At 67.8% G+C, this 22,791-nt stretch carries 16 protein-coding genes and 1 CRISPR repeat array; of the genes, 8 read left to right on the top strand and 8 right to left on the bottom strand.

What is annotated here, in order from left to right:
- The 8 genes from AP234_RS31450 to AP234_RS31485 all read right to left on the bottom strand — a co-directional run.
- On the bottom strand, nucleotides 1-703 hold a 703-nt coding region (locus AP234_RS31450; RefSeq protein ID WP_055483395.1), incomplete at its 3' end, for a hypothetical protein.
- 166 nt (nucleotides 704-869) lie between these two features.
- On the bottom strand, nucleotides 870-3,200 hold the full coding sequence (locus AP234_RS31455; RefSeq protein WP_055483396.1) for a hypothetical protein: 2,331 nt from the start codon (nucleotides 3,198-3,200) through the stop codon (nucleotides 870-872).
- An 86-nt stretch (nucleotides 3,201-3,286) separates the two neighbouring features.
- On the bottom strand, nucleotides 3,287-5,521 hold the full coding sequence (locus tag AP234_RS31460; protein ID WP_055483397.1) for a TIGR03986 family type III CRISPR-associated RAMP protein: 2,235 nt from the start codon (nucleotides 5,519-5,521) through the stop codon (nucleotides 3,287-3,289).
- Nucleotides 5,521-6,120, bottom strand: coding sequence for a type III-D CRISPR-associated protein Csx19 (gene csx19 / locus AP234_RS31465; protein WP_055483398.1), 600 nt, complete (start codon nucleotides 6,118-6,120; stop codon nucleotides 5,521-5,523). The genes AP234_RS31460 and csx19 overlap by 1 nt, the downstream gene beginning before the upstream one ends.
- Nucleotides 6,117-7,799: an RAMP superfamily CRISPR-associated protein gene (locus AP234_RS31470; protein WP_063843167.1), complete on the bottom strand. Its 1,683-nt coding sequence runs from the start codon at nucleotides 7,797-7,799 to the stop codon at nucleotides 6,117-6,119. The genes csx19 and AP234_RS31470 overlap by 4 nt, the downstream gene beginning before the upstream one ends.
- Before the next feature lie 5 nt (nucleotides 7,800-7,804).
- The gene (locus tag AP234_RS31475; RefSeq protein WP_055483400.1) at nucleotides 7,805-10,132 is read right to left on the bottom strand and encodes an RAMP superfamily CRISPR-associated protein; all 2,328 of its coding nucleotides are present in this window, start codon (nucleotides 10,130-10,132) and stop codon (nucleotides 7,805-7,807) included.
- Nucleotides 10,129-11,724, bottom strand: coding sequence for a Cas10/Cmr2 second palm domain-containing protein (locus AP234_RS31480; protein ID WP_055483401.1), 1,596 nt, complete (start codon nucleotides 11,722-11,724; stop codon nucleotides 10,129-10,131). The genes AP234_RS31475 and AP234_RS31480 overlap by 4 nt, the downstream gene beginning before the upstream one ends.
- Nucleotides 11,709-12,938 (bottom strand): hypothetical protein, encoded by a 1,230-nt coding sequence (locus tag AP234_RS31485; protein WP_152990728.1) that lies wholly within the window; start codon nucleotides 12,936-12,938, stop codon nucleotides 11,709-11,711. Before AP234_RS31485 ends, AP234_RS31480 begins: the two co-directional genes overlap by 16 nt.
- 1,093 nt (nucleotides 12,939-14,031) lie before the next feature.
- On the opposite strand from AP234_RS31485, the gene AP234_RS31490 reads away from it, so the two are divergent.
- The 8 genes from AP234_RS31490 to AP234_RS31525 are packed head-to-tail and all read left to right on the top strand — an operon-like array spanning nucleotide 14,032 to nucleotide 21,996.
- Nucleotides 14,032-14,760, top strand: a complete 729-nt coding sequence (locus AP234_RS31490; protein ID WP_055483403.1) for a CRISPR-associated endoribonuclease Cas6 — start codon at nucleotides 14,032-14,034, stop codon at nucleotides 14,758-14,760.
- The gene (locus AP234_RS31495; RefSeq protein WP_063843165.1) at nucleotides 14,757-16,181 is read left to right on the top strand and encodes a hypothetical protein; all 1,425 of its coding nucleotides are present in this window, start codon (nucleotides 14,757-14,759) and stop codon (nucleotides 16,179-16,181) included. Before AP234_RS31490 ends, AP234_RS31495 begins: the two co-directional genes overlap by 4 nt.
- Nucleotides 16,181-17,215 (top strand): type I-B CRISPR-associated protein Cas7/Cst2/DevR, encoded by a 1,035-nt coding sequence (cas7i, locus tag AP234_RS31500; protein ID WP_055483404.1) that lies wholly within the window; start codon nucleotides 16,181-16,183, stop codon nucleotides 17,213-17,215. The genes AP234_RS31495 and cas7i overlap by 1 nt, the downstream gene beginning before the upstream one ends.
- Nucleotides 17,212-17,907 (top strand): CRISPR-associated protein Cas5, encoded by a 696-nt coding sequence (cas5, locus tag AP234_RS31505; protein WP_055483405.1) that lies wholly within the window; start codon nucleotides 17,212-17,214, stop codon nucleotides 17,905-17,907. The genes cas7i and cas5 overlap by 4 nt, the downstream gene beginning before the upstream one ends.
- Nucleotide 17,908: 1 nt before the next feature.
- A complete protein-coding gene (locus AP234_RS31510) occupies nucleotides 17,909-20,251 on the top strand; it encodes a CRISPR-associated helicase/endonuclease Cas3 (RefSeq protein WP_055483406.1) in 2,343 nt (780 codons plus the stop codon).
- A complete protein-coding gene (locus tag AP234_RS31515) occupies nucleotides 20,248-20,745 on the top strand; it encodes a CRISPR-associated protein Cas4 (protein ID WP_055483407.1) in 498 nt (165 codons plus the stop codon). The genes AP234_RS31510 and AP234_RS31515 overlap by 4 nt, the downstream gene beginning before the upstream one ends.
- Entirely contained in the window at nucleotides 20,746-21,726 is a 981-nt protein-coding gene (gene cas1b / locus AP234_RS31520) for a type I-B CRISPR-associated endonuclease Cas1b (RefSeq protein ID WP_055483408.1), read from the top strand.
- A gap of 15 nt (nucleotides 21,727-21,741) precedes the next feature.
- The gene (locus AP234_RS31525; protein ID WP_235558493.1) at nucleotides 21,742-21,996 is read left to right on the top strand and encodes a CRISPR-associated endonuclease Cas2; all 255 of its coding nucleotides are present in this window, start codon (nucleotides 21,742-21,744) and stop codon (nucleotides 21,994-21,996) included.
- A 128-nt stretch (nucleotides 21,997-22,124) separates the two neighbouring features.
- A CRISPR array of direct repeats spans nucleotides 22,125-22,756; the repeat unit is 30 nt; unit sequence GTCCTCATCGCCCCTACGAGGGGTCGCAAC.
- Nucleotides 22,757-22,791 lie beyond the last annotated feature (35 nt).

Raw genomic sequence — 22,791 nt, forward strand, 5'->3', positions numbered from 1 at the left:
GACAGAACTCGGGCCGGAGAACACGCAGCCGGGTGAGGGCCTGACGGAGCAGCCGTCGCGCGGTTGCGATGTCGAGACCGTGCCGCTCAAGCTCCTCCGAGGAGACGCCATAAAGATCACGGCTTCCATGCCGAAGCCGCAACACCGCGTCGACGAGCAGAGCGAAGACGATCGGGTCCTTCCGGAGCGGAGCGGCCCAAGCAGCCGTAATGAGGTCTCGATCCGGCCGCGAGGAAGCGCCCCGAGCCTGCGCCTGCTCGCGTCGCACGCGAGCTTCGAGATTCCGAAGCGGATGATGGACGAGCTGGGCCCGAGCCGCACGGAGCCCGGCCGGTTCTCCCGCGCTAGGCCGCCGCCGCAACAGGCAAGCCATACTGCCGAGGTTTTCGGTGCTCGCTGCCGGTGCTGTCACCCATTCCACGATCGTCCGCATCTCCCGCACCGGATCTCCGTTCCGGGTCTTGGGCAGGTCTCCTGTGAGGGCCGCCCGGAGCTTTTCGTAACCGGCCAGAACATGGTCGGCGATCCACTGCTCGCACATGTCACACGGGCGCGAGCCCTGCACGCCGCGGCAGGGCATGCCGTCGTGCAGGGCGCGGCGGAGGGCGCCGCGCGCCACGTCCTGCAGTGCGGGCGAGATGAGGGAGAAGTACGCCTGAACGGCAACTGGCTGACGAGCAGACGCGACAGCGGCGAGGTACATGAGAGTCGCCCCTCCGAGGCATGACAGGAGAACGCGTCTGAAACACGCGCTCTCGCGACAATCGACCTCGACGTCCGAGGTCCTCAGAGGGAGCGACTGGAGTCGCTCAATGCTCGCCAGCGTCAGCCGTTGAACGTGCTCAGGCTGCCAAAGGCGCCAACAGCCGTCAAGCGCTTTCCCGATAGATGGCCTTTAACGCTTCAATGGTCGCTTTGTGCTGCTTGATCAGCAGATCATCTCCATCGGCGGGCCCACCCAGCTCTCGTACCGCCTGTATCAGCACGCCGCGAATGTCCACCTGCGTGCCTCGGCTTCCGCCTTTCCGGCTGTGACCGCGGTATCCCCGGACGCTGCGTGCGCCTGGAGTTTGGGTCTGTCGGTCAAGTTTGTGCCCCTGCAGGGAGTTGTTCGCGGCCTTTCCCAGGCGGTCCAGCCCAGGCATCCGCGCGCGCAGAATCTGCCACTGCTCCCACTCGAAAATCGCCGGACGCAATGCCGCGACCGCGAGATAGGCCGCCGGCAGACGGCGCGCGTCGCCAGCCACGGTAGCGATCAGTGCCAACCGTTTTCTCGCGGCGGCCATGCGATGGGCGCGAGAGGCACCCACAGGGGCGGCCCCGAAAACTTCCTTCTCCAGCCGGTACAGGAGGGCGTCCGCAGCCCGCAGCGCGTCCGAACCGCGCCGCACCAGCCTGCGCGCGGTACGCACGTCCAGCCGTTCGACGGCGCTGACGGCGAGCCGGGCAAGCACGCGGTCGGTGCCCATCCGGGCGAGGATTCGCTGGCCGCCCCGGATCTCTCCCATCGGCGCCTGCTGTGTCCGAACGAGCTCGGTCGCCCAGAGCGGGCAGGCTGCTGTCAGGGACCACTCCACAGCCGCCCCGATCATGCCGTAGTTCGTCAGCGGCGGCCCGGGGTTCAGGACGAGCACAACCTCGTCAACGTCTCGGAGACTGCCGAGAACCGCCGTACGCCCCGTGGGAGCCGCCTCCGATCCCAGGGCGGAGACGATCAGCTCCTGGATCGTGCCCAGACTCCCGGCGACTCCCTCGATGACCCGCACCTCGGCGTCCGCGGCCGCGTCCATCGCCGATCGCGCGAGCCGATGCGCCCGCTTGATGGTTTCTGGGCTCGCCACCAGCCGCAGCCGCAGGCCACCACGGCGCAGCAGCCTGTCACGCCGCCGCCGCATCTCGGCGAGCACAGCCCGTACGGCTTCGCGATCCTCGGCGTCCTTGCCCTCCCGATCAAGCCCGACGGCCAACAACCCGAGGACATCTCCACTGCCCAGTACAGGCCAGCCCACGCTGCCGGTATCGGCGACGAGACCGACTCCCTGATCCCCGCCCTCCCATCGGTCGGCCGCAGCGACCAGGGACGTCGGCAGCGGCCCCGGCTCAAGCCGTTCTGGCATGAGGTGTGCCCTGTGACTCGAGGCAGCCGTGTAGAGGACGACCAGCGCCTCGTCTTTGACCATGTCCGCGCAGGCACTACCGGTCTGGGCCCACAGCTCGCGACCGGCCGTGCGAATTCGTCCGGCCAGCATGCCTTTGCCGCCCGCTCTGTCAGCCAGGGCGTCGATCAGGTCACCCAGCCGGTCCCGAACAGGAGACGGAAGGACTTCCTGCTCTCGCTCAAAATGCCTCCGGAGCGACTCGGCGAACCAGGCACGCAGCAGACCGTAGTCGACGGCCTCCCCACGCCCAAGGCGTTCGAATAGAGCGGCCTGTGCTGTCGGCCACGTCTCCGCGAACTTGGCGAGCTGCCCGGATGTCAGCCCCTTCCATTTGGTGGAACGTTCCTGGAGATCGGCGGCCAGACTGGTGTCCCCCGCTTGCCGAGCCGCGAGCAGCCGCCAGATCATCTCGTTGCCGGGATCCATGTCGGCGAGCGGGTCCCAGAAGCGGTGACGCAGCAACCACGATTTCAGGTAGGCGTCCGCGTGATCGGGCCGCTCCCGTCCACGGTCCAGCGCGTACGGCTCATGCGGCACGTCGATATGCACTATGCGCGCGGGCAGGCGAGTGGTCAGGGCGGCGCAGAGAGCCCCCACGCTCAGCGAGAAGGCTCCCGAACCGCAGCTGATCAGGATCTCTTCGGGGTGTCGACCGACGAGCCAGCGGATCAGAGCAGCCGAGGTGTCCTCCAGTCCAGGGCTGGCCACCCGGACGACGGCGACCGCGTCGCGCTCGAATCGCGCTCCGCACATCCCCGTCTCCGAGATCAATCGTGTCCGCATCTCGTCGGCCCAGTCGGCGAACGTCCTTCCTGCCGGGGCGCCGGGAGTCGTGGTGCCAAGCAGGACGACCAGCGAAACCGGAATGCCGGCCCCGGCGAGCCCTTCGAATACCTTCCGCAGCGGGCGACGCTCCTTGCCTGTGGCATGGGGATCGCCCTCCAGGTCCGGCACGATACCCGCGAAGCTGCGGGCGCCGGGGCAGCCCAGGTCGCCCCCGCCCACCGCGTGTACGAGCAGGACACCATCGGCCTTCTCCACCCGGACGCCTCCCCTACAGCGGGCAAACGGAATCAACCGGAGCCGACGGTAGCGAAACGCGCCAGGGATTGTTGGCAAAACTGTCGCTATCCCATTCGACGCTTACGGGAGACACCGGATCGAGGCGACCTTACCGGCTTATCCCGAGCTTTCCTGTTTCCACGATTTTTAGCACTATCTGCCCCTTCGGCGTCTTTTGCGGGATAGGCGATGAGCTGCGCGGGCGGGTTTACTGGAGAGGGCAGCGAGCGGCCACGGCTGGGAGCGATAACGCCGTCATCTATCCGCTCGTTCGCGGTGAACCACTCGTAGTTCTGTCCGCGCGGATCCGGCGGGGCCGGAACGTTGTCCGGCAATTCCTTCGGGCGGACTCTCGGGTAACACACTGGGAGCTCGAGGTTTCCACGAGCCACGGCCAGCATGGCCTCCCTCACCACGACGAGCTGCGGAGATCCGCTGACGAGCCGCTCGAACTCGTGCCGAGCCTCGTCGAGGATCGCCTTGGCGTTGTTCGACGGCAAGGATGCGGACAGCGAGCGGTAATAGCCGGCGTACTGCTCGCCGGAGTGCAGCTCGGTGCGCTCAACGTCGACGTCGAGCCGTACGCTGCCGAACCCGAGGGGGCGGCCGTACCCCAGTCGATGGAAGTGGCCGGGCGGCAAGGTGAGCAGCCAGGCGAGTCCGCCGAGCTCGATCTCGTCCAGGTCCGTGACGTCGATCACGAACTGAAAGGTCGTCCTGGGCCGGATCCAGCCCTTGATCGACCGGTTCTGCGAATCGCGCTGCTCCACGGCTTTCTTGGTCCGATATCGGTTTGCAGTCAGCGATCCGCTCTCGTCCTCGGGCTCCCATGATCGCCGGTACTCCCGGTAGAACTTGCCGACGCGAGCCTGCGTGGGGTCCACCTTCCCCTGCCCATCGCTCCAGTGCTGGGTCCGGTCCAGCCCCGCGTGGTGCCAGTAGACCTTCCGGCCTCGCAGACCACGTCCCTCCTGATACAACTTCTCCTTGGGCGTACGATCCGGCACGGGTGTCTGCGGCCGGTCAGCGGATTCGGCGAGGTAGAACCGGCCCTGCTGCGGTTTGGGCCCGCTCAGGATCGCGAGCGGCACCCCGTCGCCGTCGAAGTTCTCGACCGCCTCTTCCGCCTTCTGGTCGCACAGCACCGGGCCGATGCGCAGCCGTCCCCGGTAGGCCGCCGGTCGGACACCCGATCCGATCGGAGCCACCCAGCCGAACACCCGATCCGCCGGCGAGAGTTCTTCAAAGCACGACGCCGGGGCGAGCGAGCGGGGTAACAGCTCCGCAGGGGTTACGGGGTAGACGTCCCGTGGCACCAGAACCGGATAGAGCCCGACCACCCGGTCGTTCTCCATCCGCGCGTAACAGACGGTGCCGGGCTTCAGCTCCGTGCGCTCCTTGTCGTAAATGTGCGGGCTCCAGGCGAGCTGCCCGGGCCCCGCACCGATACGTTCGCCCGGCGCCGCGGTGGTGCCGTCGGGACGGTGCCGCCGGAACAGCTCCTGCTCGTCATGCGAGGCCTGATAGTTCCGGATGAGCCGACTCCAGTCCTCGACCAGTCTGCTCCACTCGTATGCCAGAGGAAGCGGCCCCGGCTCTGAGGGGTCCAGGTAGAAGAAGCGCTCGCTGGTCTTCCCCTCGATATTCGGGCCGGTGATGTAGGCGGTGCCCTCCACCTGCCGCTGTCCTCGTTGAGGAACGAGTCGTTCCTGCGAGTCGGCAGGGACGAAGCCGTCGACTTTCGCGCCGTTCCGTCCGTTGCCGCTTATGAGCGCCCGCAGACGCTGCATGTGAACCGGCGCCTCGTGATTTTGATCCGGATAGAGAGTCGCCCCTGACTTTTTCTCGTACATCTCGAGGGTCGCCACCTGGCAGCGGTACAGAACTCCGGGAGCGGCGACACGGACGGGCACCATACCCAGGGCGAATCCGGCGTCGCGCCGGAATCCGAGCGGTGCGTCATGCTTGTCGAAAACGCCGAACCGGGAGTTGGTGACGGTCTCGTATGTGGCGCGGAGCATGCCCTTGACCGTGGTGGGGGCCAGGTGGGGTCGGCCGTCCCGGATGCGGATCGGGTACACGAGATGACCGCTTTCCCCCTTGGACGGCGGCTTTCCCCGTGCCGTGTCGAGAAGGAGCAACGGCGTCTCCACCGTGAGCCGGACACCGATACGGCCGGTCCAGCATCCTGCCCGCAAACGACCGCGGTCCGGCGGTCTCCCGTCGCCGAGTTCCTTGGGCAGGCCCTCTCTGGGGAAGGCGGGGACGAAGGTGTAGGGGTTGAGGAACTCCTCGGCCATCAGATGGCACCTTCCAGGTCATAGAGCTCGAAGCCGAGCAGCCGCTCCTCGGCGACGTGAGCATTGCCGTGCTCGCGATCCACGACGACGTACTCGCGGGTGACGAGCCGTATCCGTCCTCGGGATACGACGGACAGGGGTACCGCGGTCGGCAGGGGAACCGCGAGTGTGCCGATCCGAGCGGAGGCCAGCGTGGCCCAGCCGACGTCCGCGTCCTTGAGCGTGCCCCAGACCAGATAGCGGGTGTCCATCGTGTCAACTGCCCGAATCGGCTCTAACCGTTCCCAGGAGGAGCCCGCCAGAAGGTTCTCGTCCTCGGCGAGCAACACCGCGTAGCCGGCCTCGACCCAGCGCAGCTCCGCCTTCGGGGTGAACGCTCGGGCCTCGTAAACCGTCGACAGGTCCACCGGGCCGGTCCTGGTGACACAGCCGCCTTCTGTCACCCTGGCCACGTGGTACGCCGAGGGAGCCGTGAGCAGAGCGCATCCGCCGCTCAGCCCACCCGCGTCCATCGCCTCCCCCAGGGTCATGCCGGAGGCCGCGACGCAGTGCAGCGCAGCCGGCCGGGGCTCACGCCAGGTGTTCCGCGGGTTCGTCATGGCACCTCCTGAGTCAGGTAGTGGGCCCACGCCCGGGCGATGGGTTCGACCTCCTGGCCGGCCAGCGCCTCGGGCAGGGTGACCGGTTTCGTCCAGGGGCGGCCGGTCAATGTGATCGCCCTGACGTCGATGTCGCCGAAGCCTCGGTTGACGAGCGCGCCGAGCGAAATCCTCCCAGCCGCCAGGTCCCGAAGCGTCAGGAGCAGCAGGGCCAGCGCATGATCACGGTCGTCGCCGAGCCGGGTGAGATCGACGCTGAGCCGGATGGGCGCCCAGTCGACCGCGTGCGGTTCGAGCACGTGGAACAACCGTCCATCGGCGGCGCCGCCGGTCCATCGGTCGAGGGCGACATGGTCGGCCTGGGCCATGCCCATGCCCTCCAGCCGGTCCAGCAGACCCTCCGGAAGCGCGCGGCGTCCGCCGTCGTCCGCATGGCCTCCCGCCGGTGCATCCTCGGCATCGGCGGGAGGAGCACTGTCGATACCTGCAACGGACCGCCACAACGCATCCGGGATCGTGACCTCGGCCTGGCACTCCTCGACGCGTAGCGCACCGGCGCGCCGGTCGGCGACATCGTCACGAGCCGCCCCGAACAGAGCCCGTACGGCAGGCAGCCGGTCGAGCCTCGCGCGGAACGCGGCACTGTGCGCGGCTACGGAGCCGCCCGGCGCACTCTTCTCCCCCGAGGTCCGGGCGTGCTCGCCTGACGGCGTTTCGGCCCCGTCCGATCGAGATCCGGGCGCATTGCGCGCCGTGAGCTCCACGAATTCGGCGTGACTGCGTAGAGCCCCTTTGAGCGAGGACCCCGGCAGGACCAGGGTGAGGTGGCGGCGGTCGACCCGGGTGGTGAGCGGCAGCGTGTCGACGATCAGCCCGTTCGACGTACCTCGGACCATTACCGGCGCCAGAGGTCTCCAGGAGATAGAGACCTCCAGGACCTCGCGCCGATCCGGCAACCTGGTGTCCCCGGTACGCAGAGACCGGACCGACCGCCGTCGGGCCGGGTCGTCCCGGAGCACCGCGAGCAGACCCTCCGGCGAGTCGAACCGATCCACCACGACGTCGAGGGAGTCGTCGAGCAGCCGGACCGAGCCGAGACCACGACCTGTGGCGGCTCCGAGCCGGATCTCTCCCCTGCCGAGGGCTTCGAGCAGCGCGGCCATGCGAGTCTGGTCCAGCTCCGCGCTATGCTCCCCCAGCTCGGCCGATTCGATGTCGATCTCCAGCCTCAGATAGCACCCGGCGGGCACGACCGCTCTGCCGTACAGGAACTCTGGAGCCGCGGCACCGGTTGCCCGGTCGATGCCCACGAAGGGCCGGAACTCCAGCAGAGCGGGATCGAGCGGTGTGACGGGCAGCCCGTGCTCGTCCACCCTGCAGGTGGTGGCGACGAGGGCGTCCGCGACGATCACCCGGCTGGCCCTGCCCCCGTCACCCCGCTCCGGCACGGACCCCCACATCTCACGGAGGCTGTCCGGCTCCGGCCCGATCCCACGACACCAGCTCCGCAGGACTCCGGCGAGGGTCGTGCCGGGCACGTGCACGCGGCCAAGGCCGTCGAGCGCGATCGGCAGCGGCTCCGTGGGATCGCCGCTGAGCCCGCCGACGTGCAGTGGCGATTCCGTACGCAGCCACCCTCGCGCTCGGACGCGGCTCACCACGTGGCGGCCCACTCTCATGCTCGTCACGCCCGCACCTCCGCCGACACACCCGGCCGCGCCGCCTCTCCTGCCGCCGATCGCATCGCTTCCTGGCGGACCTGCGCGGCCACGCACGCCGTGACGAGTACGCGTACGGCCTCATCGTGCAGTTCGGCGCGCAGGACGGTCGCTCCGTCGAGCGTCACGGTGAGCTCCTCCTCGTTCAGGCCGAGCTGCGTCCAGACCTCGTCGGGGTCGACGAGCAGCTTGAAGAGCAGCTTCGATTTCTCCACCGGCCACGAACCACGGCCCGCGTGCGCTTCAGTGAGCCAGGCCAGCCGGTTGCGTGCGCTGTCCATCGACGGCTCTCTGACGACGTCCCGCAGGCCGTTGAGCTGCGACGAGGTCACCTCTTCGGGAAGGAAGCGGGCCCGTCTGGAGGGGTCGGCCATGATGAGCTCGTACGCCCGGTGCATCTCGGCGCGCCATGCCGCCCGTTCGAAGATCCTGCCTTCTGCATGGCCGGCCTCTCCCGGTGCGATCGGCTCAGCCTGGGGAGTGGGCCTGTCAGCGGGAGCCGCTGATGTCGGCGTCCGTCCCTCGAAGCTCCGCAGGAGCAGGCCGTGGTCGATCTCAATCTGCCCGAATCCCTCGGCCCGCCGCTCCCCCACCCCGGCCGTGCGCAGCTCGTCCAGGGCCTCAGTCGTGACGTCGCCTCCGTCGACCGCGAAGGTGAGGCAGGTTCCGGCGGCCAGGCCGTACAAAGTCGTGCGGGGCAGGCCCCAGCCTCGATGCCAGCTCTCGGTCCGGCCCGCACCCAGCGCCGCAGCCACAGACCTGTCACTCACCGTGTCGAGGACAGGAGTGATGCGTACGTGCGGCGCGCCCGCCCGGGTGAGCGCCTGCTCCATCGCGCGGGCGACATCGGCCGGGTCGGTGCTCGGCCGCAGCCGGTGATCCCGCACGAGCAGGTCGGAGAGCAGCCACACCCTCAGCAGGCCGGATGACGCCTGCCTTGTGGGAGGTGGAGCGACGACGGACCGTGCCTCGACCTGCACCTGTCCGTAGTCGTCCTTGGAGGAACGCCCGATCCGCCAACGCCCGGTCAGCTGTTTCTCCCAGCCCTGGCTCAATGCTCCGGATCGCACCCGCACCTCCGCGCGGAGCACGGTGCCGGCGGCCAGCGCCTGGTAGATGTACACCCCGCCCACCTCCCGGGTCGGCCGCTGCTCACCGTCTCCCACGGTGTTGTGCATGCGCAGCGTGAAGGCAGGGGTGACCACCGCCCCCAGGTCCTCTCCTTCCGCCACCAGGTAACCGTCCCGATAAGGCTTGCCCTCCGCGCTGTCTCCGGCCATGCGGTTGCCGACGACGGCTTTCTTGTCGTTCTTCTCGTGCAGGAAGACCCGCGGCACCGGCATCGTGCGCGATCCCGACGGCGACTGCGGCGTGGCGGCCGTGACCACCAGGTCGCCGGTGCGGACGAGGGCGTGCGCCAGACCGCCGAGACGGCGTGCTACCTCGGGCATGAGACACCAACCAGGCAGGTGTGCCTGCCCCTGCACCAGGTTTCCCTGGACGACCGCACCGGCCAGGACCGGTTGCTCGACGGTGATCAGCAGCTCCGCCCTCTCCCATCCTCGCCCGACTGTGCGGGATGGCGACACAGGCGGGTCCGTCACCGCGTACGGCGAACCGGCGGGCGGTGCGGGAACGGGGGTCTGAGCCAGCACGGCGAAGTCCGGCGTGATGCCGCGGAGCACCAGTCGGCATCGGCCAGCTCCCCTGCGTCGCTTACCGCCGACGCGCTCCAGCAGCCGGGCCCCGGCCGTTAGGAACGCGAGCGCCGCATCCCGCTGCGACGGCTCCATCTCGTCGAAACCACGCAGGTACGCACACCCGATCAGTGTGACGCCTGCCCGGGCCATCTCCTCGAACCGGAGTTTTTTGGTTTCAGCGGTGCCCGTATCGGGGTCGATTGCCACGCCCGGCTTACGGAACGTCGCCGCCCATGCCACGCGAGGCCGTTCCCTCAGTATCTCGGGCAGTCGACCGGGGAGCCGCAGGGGACCGTCGAGGGCTAGCGCGGCGGGCCGCACCGGATCCTCACCCCGTCTGTACTGGCCGCCGAAGAGGAACTCCAGCCATTCGTGCCATGGTCCGGAGGGACCGCCGTCCAGCGCGTGCGCCGCCAGTTCACAGGAGTCCCGCCACAGACCCACGAGCGTCTTGGCGGGAACGATCGGCGCGTCCGGGGCAGCGCCGCCCTCGCGTGCGTCGCGCTGGACGAGCCGATCGGCGTATCCCCTGATTCCGGTGCCCGTGCCGATCCGCCAGTCGCTCAGCATGAGCAGATCCAGTTCGATGTTCACCCGGCCTCTCCCTCACCGCTGAGGAAGGGCAGTGCCGCCATGGCGTCCACCAGGCCGGTCACCAATCGCCCTTCGTGATCCCACACGAGTCGCCCTGACTCATCGCCAAGTTCATTCAGCGCGCGCAGGCGGTCACGGTCGTCGGCGAACCGGGTACGCAGCAGGCCAACGCGTGCCTCCGCCACATCCACACCGAGGCACAGCCCTTCCCGCAGGTCGTGCGCGGCACCGCCCGGCACGAGCGGCTCGCCCGAGTCGGCATCCCTGCGGCGAAGCGCGGCGACCCGCCGTTCCAGATCGGTCCACCGCCGCCCCGCCGCTCTCGGATCCCTGCCGCCTTGCCCCACGACGTACGGCGAGGCCGTGGCCGCCGCGCCGCCAGACGACATCACCGATCTGCGGAGCCGGCTCAGGTCGGGGGCGGAACTCTCCAGCAGAACGGTGAACGCCAACGCGGACGCCCACTCCTTGACCTGCTTGGCCTCCGTCGTGATCAGTTCCTCGGCCAGGTCGTAGGCGAACCGGAACGGGTAATGACGCTTGACGATGGCCACCCCGGCCGCGGCGTCCAGCCTGGTTCGGTGAGCTCTCGCCAGTACGGGACGCAGCGCGGCGTCGGCTGCGGTCTCCCGTTCGAACGCCTCAAGGTAGTGGCGGGTAAACGGCAGCGCGACCTGTCCCTGGCACAGCACGGTCAGGTCGTCACCCCCGAGCACGAGCGGCAGCACCGGCGGGCTGCCGTCGACGTTCCAAACGGCGTATTCGTCGGCCAGCTGGTCCAGCGCCACGTGGAAGGCGCGTAGCGCGCAGCGGTCCGCACCACGCGACAGTGTGCGCAGTTCCTCCATGTACGTGTCGTCGCCCCGCGCCCTTGAAGAGACCTCGTCTCTGCTCCCGCCGAGGCCACGGAAGAGTTGGCCGAAACCGTTCCCATCGGCATGGACCACCGCCACCCAGTCGGCCTCCAACCCCAGGCGATCGACGATCTTCCTCATCGTCGGCGGTGTGGTCCGCGCATCCACCGCCAGCCGCTCCAGCGCGGCGGGGAAATGGGCCAGCTTCGCCATCGATGCCGCCGACCTCGTGACGAGCGGCTCGTCAGACGCCTCCCGGCGTAGCCCGGCCGCCGGCAGGCCGGTCGACTCGCAGTCCTCCACCAGCGGCAGGCGCGGGAACCTCGCCTGCGGTCCCGGCCTGGCCTCCTGCAAGGCGGCCAACGCCTTGCCCGCCCTTTCCCTGCTCCGGGCCAACGGCTCGGAGCCGCCCACCTCCTGGACCACTCCGCAGACGTCCAGCCCCGGAGCCTCGTGCAGGGCCCGCCGGGTGAGCTCCGTGACCAGGCGCCGTCCCGCGTCCGGCTCTCTCACCAGCACAGTCACTGACCCGGCGCTCGCAGTGATCAACTCGGCGGCGTGGCCGTCCTTCAGCCGCCACTCCAGGCTGAACCCCGGGAACGTCGCCTCCAGCGCGTCCTCAGTCCAGGAGCCGTTAACCCGGGCGATCAGGTCCGAGGCACCGACGATCTCCTTGCGTTTCCGCGAGGAGAAGATGTAGCGCTGCTTGCCCGCCGTATTGATCACGACGAGATACATGGCTCCCCTGCCTTGTCTGTTTGGTACGGATGCGGCACCGCCTTCACCGAGTTGCCGAGCAGCCAGCCCAGCGCGAAGGCGACGCTCGCCGGGGCGGCAATGAACAACCGGGGACGCAGATTCGCGTACTGAGGCCTCGCCTCGACCCAGGTGCGCCATGCCGCGTAGACATGTCGTACGACCAGTTCGAAATAGGCCGTCGTCTCGGGCAGATTGGCCGGGCCGCCGTCAATGACCAGCGCTGTCCGGCATCGTTCCCAGCGCCCGTCGGTGTCGTAGCAGCCGTCGCGCGCGGCCCGCAACGCCTGACCGACCATCAGCGGGTTGTCCGCGAGGTGCACGACGATCGCCACCGCCGTACCGTCAGGCACCTCCTCGAAGTCCGGCTCCTCGACCACCTCGGCGAGCGTGACCGCCCGCACGGCCTCAGCGGGGCTCAGCGGTTCCTTCAAATGGCTGCTGATGCGGATCGATGGGAAGAAGTCGGACCGCGCTCGCTCCGAACGCTGTGGCAGGACCACCCGGGGGGACACCGCCTGATCACCCCGCTCCCCTGGGAGAGTCTCAGTCTCATCAGACCGCCTCTCAGCCGCCGACTCCGACCCACGACCGGCCGTGGAAAGGGCGCCTGCCGCGTGCAGCCTGCGCTGCACGTTGAACTTGAACATCGCACCCAACTCGAAGGCGTCAGGCAGCGCGGCATTGATGTACAGCGACACCGGCGTGGACGGGTCCGCCTCCGACAGCTCGGTCAGCCGCGCCGTCGCCAGCTCGTATGCCAGTTCCAGTGAGTCCCGCCGTCCTTCGCGGACCGCTGCCCTGTCCGCTTCGTCGTCGCCCGGCCGCGCGGCCGGAACGGTACGCCGTACGACGAAGCACGAGTCGTGGTGGCGCCGCGCGTGGTCGGCGGCAGCCGCCGTCCACTGGTTGCTCCACGGCCCCCGCCAGGTGGTCTGCGGCAGGGAGATCACGATGCCGACGCCCTTGCTGCGCTGCTGCCACAGGTTGATGGCGGCGAACGTCAGCGCCGACACGAAGCAAAGCGCCGTCAGGAACGGCCGCTGATCTCCCAGCCAACCCTTGATCACGTCGGGAACGGTGCCGGCGGCCACCGCACCTGCCACACCGGCGAGGGCCACGATCCCCCAGCCCGACACGACGTCCAGCGGCGATCTTGCCCTGCCCGTCCCGGTCCGCCCCCGGGAAATCCTCATCACATTCCGTCCCCTCACCCGCGATTTCGCTCTCACCTACTACAGATGGACGAAAAGCGAGTATCAGGAGGAGAAGCCCTCTGGCCTGGAAGAACTCGGAGTCAGCGATCCCGGGCGACAACCCCTCACAGGGGCGATGAGGACAGCGAAGCCGCGCTGCTCGTGCTGTCGCGGGTGATCGCGTTGCGACCTCTTGTAGGGGCGATGAGGACCAGCGCACTCGCCGGCGTCTGCGATCGGGCAAACAGGTTGCGACCCCTCTGAGGGGTGATGAGGACCGCAGATCACCATCAACGGCGACCGGGTACTCACGTTGCGACCCCTCGCAGGGGCGATGAGGACCGCTGGACTGCGGCGAGCCGCTGCTTGTACCGCTTGCGTTGCGACCCCTCGTAGGGGCGATGAGGACCAGCGCGATAGCCGCGTAGACCGCCGACAGCGCGCGTTGCGACCCCTCGTAGGGGCGATGAGGACCGCCGTCTGGGACTACACCACCATCGGCGACTGCCCGTTGCGACCCCTCGTAGGGGCGATGAGGACTGGTCTCCGGGAACGTTCGCACGGACGGCCTGGCCGGTTGCGACCCCTCGTAGGGGCGATGAGGACCGCAAGTCCAAGAACCAACACGCACAAAGGGAGAAAGTTGCGACCCCTCGTAGGGGCGATGAGGACAGCCCCACACGCCGGACAGGCGGACCTGCCGCCGCGTTGCGACCCCTCGTAGGGGCGATGAGGACTGACCACGCTCACGGATGGCAAGGTTCACGCGGGCTGTTGCGACCCCTCGTAGGGGCGACGAGGACCCCACGGTAAAGGCGCAGGTGAAACCGCGCAAGACCGGCGTCTCGCGGCGGCGTTTTGCAGTGAACCTCCGGTAGTGCAGGAAACACGGGAGGTCTGCTGCAAAATCATGATCGATATCCACTCTCCGGCCACCTCGCAGGAGGGTAACCGGTTCTCCGGTACACGAGCTCCCTCACATTAGCCTCCGATTACTTCTCCTGCCTTTGACCTGCGCAAACGCGGGCAGGAACGGTCCGTGCTCGCCTTCGTCCATCTGTAGGTAGTGGAAGGCAGACGCGGGGAGGAAACTGTGAGGTTACGGATAGAGGTCACCACGGCGGCCACCGAGCTCGCGTGGACGAAGGTGCTGGCGCCCGGCCGTTCCCTGGCGTACGACCTGCTCGCCCGGGAGGCGCCCGAGCTGGGACGGCAGCTCCACTCTCAGGGAGCGGGGCCGTACGGCATGGTCCCGCTGGGGCACGGCGCTCCGGTGTTCCCGCAGGCCACTCGGCGACGCGGCGCCTACGCCGTCGGGGGGAGAGGCTGGGTCGAGCTGGGCAGCCCGCTCTTCGAGGTCGTGGCGGCCTTCACACAGGGAATCAAGCAGCGCGAGCTGCTCGACTGGGGTGGGACAGCGTTCCGCATCCTGAATGTCACGCCAGCCGAGCCACCGGCGTACGCCTCCGGACGTGGGCGATTCCGCACCATTACTCCTGTGGTGATGAAGGGCACGGGCCGGGATGAGTCCGGCAGTCGGACCACCCGGCAGGCATGGCTGTTGCCTACCGACCGAGAGTTCCCCGTGTTCTTCCAGCGCAACCTACGGCGGAAGGCCGAGAGCCTGAGGCTGGATCCGGAGGTGTCGCTGACCGAGATCTCCTGGGTTGGGGCGAAGCGCTCCTTCAGCGTGGCGCAGGGGGCGAAGCCGGGAGCACCTGTCGAAGTCGAGCTCTCCGGGCCGCCGGAGACCTTGCAGGCCATCTGGAGCTGGGGCCTGGGACAGGCCAACGCCGCTGGATTCGGCTGGATCGCGGCGTGAGTGAGGCACAGCAGGACGAGCGACCGTCCCTCACACTGACCGCGCATCCGCTGCAAAGGGTCGGTGCGTACGCACTGGCGTCCCTCGGGAAGGCACCGTCGCCGGAGCGTCTGCCCACCGATGGGTTCGACGAGGCCATCAAGACGTTGACGAAGCACGCCGTCAGCGCGGCCCTGGTCCGGGACACCAAGAGCGAGCACGGTTTCTGGCTCAAGGCCAGCTTTTCCTTCTTCCCCAATTCGAAGATGAATCTTCCGAGCAACTCGAAGAGGGACGACGAGGAGATCCGCACCGCCGTACAGATGTGGAGGCGTAAGCCGGAAATCGGCGTCTGGCCTGAGGCAGCGTGCGTGCTGTGCGGTCGTGCAGCCGTCGGTTTCTACGGAAAGGTCGACGTGCCGCTGGCCGAAAGCCATCTTTACCGCAACAGCACTCCGCGGGGACATCTGGGGATGGCGCTGTGCTGGCCGTGCCTGTGCAGCTTCTACGCCCTGCCGTACGGCTGCCACCTGACCGGCGGGCGGTCGATCGCCCTGCACAGCTGGGACGAGCGGTTCATGGCGCGAACGGTTTCGCGCCGGGTGGAGCGTAACCGTCAGCTGATCGCCCTCGGCCGACCGGACTCCCATGCGACCCCCGCGGAGGAGGTCGTGGCGCTACAGGCACTACGCCATCACGAGGACCGGTTGACGGCGGGTGTGGATCTGCTCGTCTTCAGCAACAACAACAAAGACCAGATCCTGGAGATCCAGTCGATGGACCAGCCGCTCGCGGAGTGGCTGCGGCGTTCGGCACGACAGCCCTCGCGGCGACAGGGTTTTCCCGCCTTGCTGCGCGCGCACTCGACGTCAGGCCGGTCCGGCATTGTCGGGCTGGCGCGAAACGCGTTCCGGTCTCCGGAGCTGATCGTCGGAGCCTGCGCCCGCTACGTGGCCGGTCATCTCGATCGAGGGGTGATCCGAGCCGATGCGGCCGACCTGGCCGAGCTGACCTTCTCTCTAGTGACCGAGGTGATGCGTATGAACCAGAAGGAGATCGACGAGATCAAAGCGGCCGGAGCGCAGGTGGCGGCCTGGCTGGCGGCGGAGAACTCCGCGGGGAAGCTCCGGGAGTTCAACGCGACGCTCAAGGATCAGAAACGTATGCGGCACTGGCTGATGCGTCGCAACGTCGACGCCTTGCTCTCTCCAGTCCCAGGAGTGGACGGGCCGCTGATCACGGACGACCAGTTCCGGCTGCTCTTCGACCCCGAGGTCGAACAGGCGTGGTTCCACCGGCAGTTGATGGTCGTGTCGGTCGTCCGCCAACTGCACGAGCGGGGATTCGCCCCCGCCGACAGGGCGGAGGTGGTCGCCGATCTTGCGGCCGAGGAAGAGGACAACCCCGATGACATCGCATACATGAAGGGCGAGGAGTCGTAGTGAGCTATCTGGTGGGGAAGATCGTTCTGGATGTCGTGGCCGGCGCACCCAACAACGGACTGGGTGAGGACAACGTCGCCCGCGTAAAGCAACTCCGGGTCGGCCGGGACATCCACCCCTACGTCTCGGCCCAGGCGTTCCGCCGCTGGCTTCGCGAATCGCTGCCTGCCTCCGAACCGGTGTCGCCGGTCATCCGCTCAGGGAGCGGGCAGAAGCAGCAGGCGTACACGAAGGGTCGTCCCGATCTCTACCTCGACGACGACCTGTTCGGCTACATGGTGGCCGTCAAAGGCAACAAGGCCAAGACGTGCCAACGGGACACCGTTCTCTCGACCGGTACCTTCGTGTCAGTCGCACCGCGTCCGCCCGTACGGGATTTCGGCACGATGAGCCGGGGCTTCTCGGCCGGCGAGAACCCTGTGCTGCATGGCCACGAGTTCTACACTGCGGAGCTGGCCGGAGACGTGCTACTGGACCTGCCGCGGATCGGCGTCTTCGAGATCGACGGTAGCGGCCTGAAAGTGGCGCTTCCCGAGCCTGCCGCGGAGGAAGCGCGCGAGGCGGGGGCGGAGCATGTCTCGTTCCGGGGATGCTCGGCACTGAGGCTCGCCATCGCCGAGCGGCGGCGCAGGGCCGCGCTGCTGCTGCGTACGCTCGCGGCCGTACGCGGTGGCGCCAAGCAGTCGATGCACTACGGCGACCGCACCCCTGCTCTTTTCCTGCTCGCCCCCATCAAAGGTGGCGTCAACCCTTTCACCCGTGTGCTCGGAGTCAGGGGTGACCGGACCCGATTCGATTCCGACGTGCTCCGCATGGAGATGGAGGCGTGGGCGGACGAACTGGATGGCCCCATGCTCCTCGGCTGGGCCCCCGGCTTCCTCGGCGACCAGCGGGACCAGGCGCGGTCCGACTTGGCCGATCTGGTCACCTCCGGCGGTCTCGTCATCGATCACCCGCGGAACCTGCTCGGTCGCTTGGCGGACGAGATCGAGCGGGGTGAACGGGACGCCTGGTTCGAGGATCCGAAGGCATGACGACGGCAGAAGTCCGAACGCCAGCGGAAGCGCTCGAGGTCACCGTCACCGCACCCATCGTCTCGTTCCGCAATCCCCTCTACGCCGGGGTGCAGGTCGCACTGCCCTGCCCGCCTCCGTCGACCGTCGGTGGCATGTTGGCCGCTGCGGCCGGAGGGTGGGACGAGGTCTCTCCGGAGACGCGGTTCGCTATGGCCTTTCATTCGCGCGGCGCCGGCATCGACCTCGAGACCTACCACCCGTTGGACGCCACGGGCAGAAAGGCCGAGCCCACTCCTCGCGAGCGTGAGTTCCTGGCCGACGTCACACTGACGGTGTGGCTCACGCTGCATGTGGAGCTCTGGGAGCGGAGGCTACGCAGACCGGTGTGGCCGCTTCGCCTGGGCAGAAGCCAGGACCTCGTCAGGGTCACCAGCCGCCGGGTGATGCTGCGGCCGGGCTCCGGGCGGCAGGGCCCCGCCGTACTTCCCGAGGGAATCGCTCCTCTGCCGACCGGAATCCTGCTACGACTGCCGACCTCGGTCGCCCTCAATCGGCACCACACCCGCTGGGACGGCTATCACTTCGACGCCTCCGGGCGCAGCGACACGATGGTGGAGTCCGGCTGGGCCGATGAGGCTGGTCAGGCGGTGGCATACCTGCCCCCGGTACATCCGGCACGGATGCGCCCCGGCCCACTGCAGGAGGGCTGACATGCCGCTCCGGAACATGCTCGCCAAGAGCGATCCACCAGAGGAGTTGACGGCCCACCTCGAGAACACCTTGTACGGCGCACTCGCGTTGAGGCGGCGAGTGGGTACGGTCGCCGTGGCGGAAGAGGTCACCGAAGGGCTGTTCTGGTCGGCGGCCTGTTTGGCCGCGCTCTGCCATGACGCCGGGAAGATCCCGGATGGATTCCAGGCCATGCTCAGAGGACTCGTCCGGGCGTGGGGTGAGCGGCACGAGGTGGTTTCTCTGGGCTTCCTGCCGAGCTTGATCCCCGACGAGCAGTTGCTCACCTGGACCGCTACCGGTGTCGTCACCCACCACCGCTGCCTTGAAGGAGGGCGGGGGCCGCTCATTTCCGCGTACGGCACGGCGCCAGAGGAGGAGTGGCGCGCTCGGCTCGACCCGGTGCCCGATGACGCAACCGCCGAACTCTGCGCATGGCTGGCGGACACGGCCAGACAGGTGGGGCTGCCGGTCGTCGCGGATTTTCGTCAGGGACTGGATGTGATCGGCACTGCGCGGCAGGTGTTCGACCTGCTGCTGGACCGCTGGGATCTCCCGGTGTCCTCGGACGAGGGGCTAACAGCGGTGCTTCTGCAGGGAGCGGTCACGCTCGCCGACCACGTCTCCTCAGCCCATGGCACCCTGAACGCACATCAGCCGCTCGGCACCGAGTTTCGGCCGCTGTTGGAAAAGGAGTTCGCAGAGCAGGGACGAAGCCTGCGCCCGCACCAAATAGAGGCAGGTGCGCTCGACGGCCACCTCCTGCTGCGCGCCCCGACCGGCTCGGGTAAAACCGAAGCGGGCCTGCTGTGGGCTGCGGCGCAGACGGCGGTGATCAGCCAGGTGGCCGGAGGCATCCCGCGGGTTTTCTTCACGCTGCCCTACCTCGCCTCGATCAACGCGATGGCCGTACGGCTCGGCGGGCTACTGAAGGACGAGACAATCGTCGGTGTCATGCACTCCCGGGCAGCCTCCTACCACTTGGCCACCGCCATCTGCCCCGAGGACGGGGAAGAAGATCACGCGGAGAAGGCACGGAAAGCAGTCTCCCGGGCCGCAGCGACCAGGCTGTTCCGTGAGACCGTACGCGTGGGCACGCCGTATCAGATCCTCCGGGGAGTGCTGGCCGGGCCGTCGCACTCCGCGACCGTGATCGACGCGGCGAACTCCGTGTTCGTACTCGACGAGCTGCACGCCTACGACCCTCGACGACTCGGGTACATCCTCGCCACAGCACAGCTGTGGGAACGGCTCGGCGGGCGGATTGCCGTACTGTCAGCCACGCTCCCGGAGGCGCTGACTCGACTGTTCCGGGAAACACTGCGGCAAAACGTCCATCTCGTGGAAGGAATGGCGCAGCAGGCGCGACCAAGGCACCGGCTGGGGCTGCGCGAGCGGCACCTGACCGATCCGGAGTCGGTCGGAGAGATCGGGGAAAGGCTGGCGGCGGAGGAGTCGGTGCTCGTCGTGGCCAACAACGTCGCCGACGCTCAGCACCTGTTCGCCGAGCTGTCATCACAGGCAGGGGTGGCCTTCCTGTTGCACTCGCGGTTCCGCCGCATGGACCGCTCGTCGATAGAGGCCGAAATCGTCGAGCGCTTCGGCACAGGTCGGCCGCGGCGAGGCGGTTTGGTCGTCGCCACACAGGTTGTGGAGGTGAGCCTCGACGTCGACTTCGACTGCCTCTTCACCTCGGCCGCGCCGTTGGAGGCCTTGCTGCAGCGGTTCGGCCGGGTCAACCGGGTCGCCCTGCGGCGGCCGGCCGACGTCATCGTGCATGCGGCGGCGTTCGTCTCCCGGCGCGGAGACACCGGGGAGTACGCGGACGGCGTCTATCCACGGGCACCGGTCGAGAAGGGATGGGCCATCCTTTACAGCCAGAACGGTGCGGAGGTCGAGGAGTCTCAGGCCAAGCTGTGGCTCGACGAGGTATACGGAACCGCATGGGGCCAGGAGTGGTACGCCGAGGTCCTGCGGCACCGGGGGGAATTCGCCGAGGCATTCCTCGGCTTCGCGCATCCGTTCGCCAGCCGGGAGGATCTCGCCGAACGATTCGACGAACTCTTCGACGGTACCGAGGCCGTGCTCGCCCAGGACCTGGACGTGTACGAGGCGAGCCTCAACCAGGCGCACGAAAGCCGAGCCGCCGGGCGGCTGCTCGCCGAGCGTTACCTGGTTCCGATGCCGTACTGGGCCGCACCACTCACGACGTGGGAGAAGCGCCTCGGCGTGCGCGTCATCGATGCCGACTACGACGAGCGACTCGGCTTGGGCGCGATCCGGGGCCGGGCCGCCCAGGTCTATGAGCCGGGTGAGGTGCTGTGATCAGCGCGAATGACGTTGGCGGTGTGCACATCAAGTACCTCTACCACTGTCGCCGACAGCTCTGGTTGTACGCCCGAGGGGTGCGGCCGGAGCGGCTGAGTGCAACCGTGCAGCTGGGCGAAGCTGTGCACGAAACCTCCTACACCCGTAGTTCACCGATCGACCTCGGGGCCGCGAAGCTCGACCATCTCGACGGCACCGCCTGGGTGCACGAAGTCAAGTCGTCCTCCCGCCCTACTCGGGCAGACGAGGCCCAGGCGATGCACTACTGCTACCGGTTGAACGCCTTGGGGGTCGACGCCCAGGGCGGCATCCTTCACTATCCGAAGACCCGTCGCACCAAACGCCTGCCGTACACCGAGCAGGCCGCCGAGCAAGCGGAAGCCGATGTCGCCGAGGTCCTGGCCGTGGTGTCCGCACCGGGTTCACCGCCCCGGCTCGCTCAATCGGCATGCCGTGGCTGTTCTTACGCCGACTACTGCTGGAACGAATAAATGCCCACCGCCGCCCGTACCTACTGGCTCACGACCCCTTGCCGGATCCGCCGTAAAGATCAATCACTGCGAATCGAACGAACCGAGGGATCACCCGTACATATCCCGATCACCGATGTTCGGGATATCGTCGCCTGCGAGGCCGTGGACATCAATACGGCTGTCATCAGCCTGCTCAACCAGCACCGTATCAACGTGCACTTTCTCAGCCATTACGGCGACTACGCGGGCTCACTCCTGACCTCGGAGACCAGCGTCTCCGGGCAGACCGTCACCGCCCAGGTCAAACTGGCCGACGATCCGGCCACCTCCCTGAGGATCGCTCGGGCGATCGTAGGCAGCGCCGCCGCGAACATCCGGCGTGTGGTCGATCGTAAGCTCCTTGCCCGGCCCATGACCGTACTCGAGGCCTCAATTGCCGAGGCAACCACCAGGGAGGAGTTGATGGGTGCCGAAGGCACCTTCCGACGGTCGGCCTGGGCCGTGTTGGACACTCGGCTGCCTGAATGGCTACAACTCGGCGGGCGCAGCCGTCGGCCTCCGCTTAATTCCGGGAATGCCTTCATCAGCTATGTGAACGGGATCGTTTATGCACGCGTGCTGTCGGCGGTCCGATTGACTCCACTGCACTCGGGGATCGCCTTCTTGCACAGCACGATGGAGCGCCAACGCCACTCTCTCGTCCTGGATCTCGCCGAGGTGTTCAAGCCGCTCTTCGCAGAGCGGCTCCTGCTCCGACTCGCCGGACGCGGGCAGCTCAAGCCGACCCACTTCGACATGGACGTCAACCAGGCGATGCTCAGTGAGACCGGGCGCAAGCTGGTAGTGCAGACGGTCCGGGACGAACTGGCCGTGACAATCCAGCATAGGGCGCTGGGTCGCAACGTCGCCTATGACGAGTTGCTGTACCTGGAGGCGCTGCAGCTCACCCGCACTTGCCTGGAAGGCAAGCCGTACAAGCCGTTCCGGATCTGGTGGTAAGGCCCCGTGTACGTGGTGGTGGTTTACGACACACTGGCCAAACGCAACGCCGCCATCCTCCGCCTCTGCCGGCAGTACCTTCATCACGTGCAGCGGAGCGTGTTCGAGGGGGCGCTGAGCCCGGCGCAACTTCGACGCTTCCGGCATAGAGTCGAGGATTTGATCGACCAGTCGTACGACAGCGTGCTGGTCTTCACGTTCCCGCCGGGCACGACCCCAGAGCGCCAAGAATGGGGGGTCGCCCAGCCAGCGCCTACCGACATCCTGTGACCGACCCGGCTTTTTGATCATGACTTTGCAGCAAACCTCCAGGGCTTTCTACACAACCGGAGGTTCGCTGCAAAACGCCGACTCAATCCACCGAGAAACCCCAGCACGACCTGCGACTTTATAATGGGGTCCTCATCGCCCCTACGAGGGGTCGCAACACGCGCCGCCAGTTCATGTCGTAGCCCATCTACGCCCGTCCTCATCGCCCCTACGAGGGGTCGCAACGCCGGTGTCGCGAACTCTGCCGTGACCGGCGTCGAGGCCGTCCTCATCGCCCCTACGAGGGGTCGCAACATCTTCGGCGTGGCGGTGACCGTCGCCCGCGCCGAGTCCTCATCGCCCCTACGAGGGGTCGCAACACCCACATGGACGCCCACACGCCCACGGCGACCGGGTCCTCATCGCCCCTACGAGGGGTCGCAACGTGGTCAGGCCGTCGGTGTCGTCGTCGGCGTGCTCGTCGTCCTCATCGCCCCTACGAGGGGTCGCAACCTGACCGTTATGCGCTCACCACCGATGACGATGTCGAGTCCTCATCGCCCCTACGAGGGGTCGCAACGCCGAGCTCGGCCGCGACCGTCGGCGGCTTTGTGATGTCCTCATCGCCCCTACGAGGGGTCGCAACAGTACGTCCAGTCCCCGGAACTCACCTTCACGCTGCGTCCTCATCGCCCCTACGAGGGGTCGCAACCCGCGCGACCCCGGCGGCGAAGGCGGTCCGTTCGGCCGCGTCCTCATCGCCCCTACGAGGGGTCGCAACCTGTATGTCTGGGCGATCAGGATTGCCCGCGGGTT

This window comes from Sphaerimonospora mesophila (assembly GCF_001417795.1).
Lineage (GTDB): Bacteria > Actinomycetota > Actinomycetes > Streptosporangiales > Streptosporangiaceae > Sphaerimonospora > Sphaerimonospora mesophila.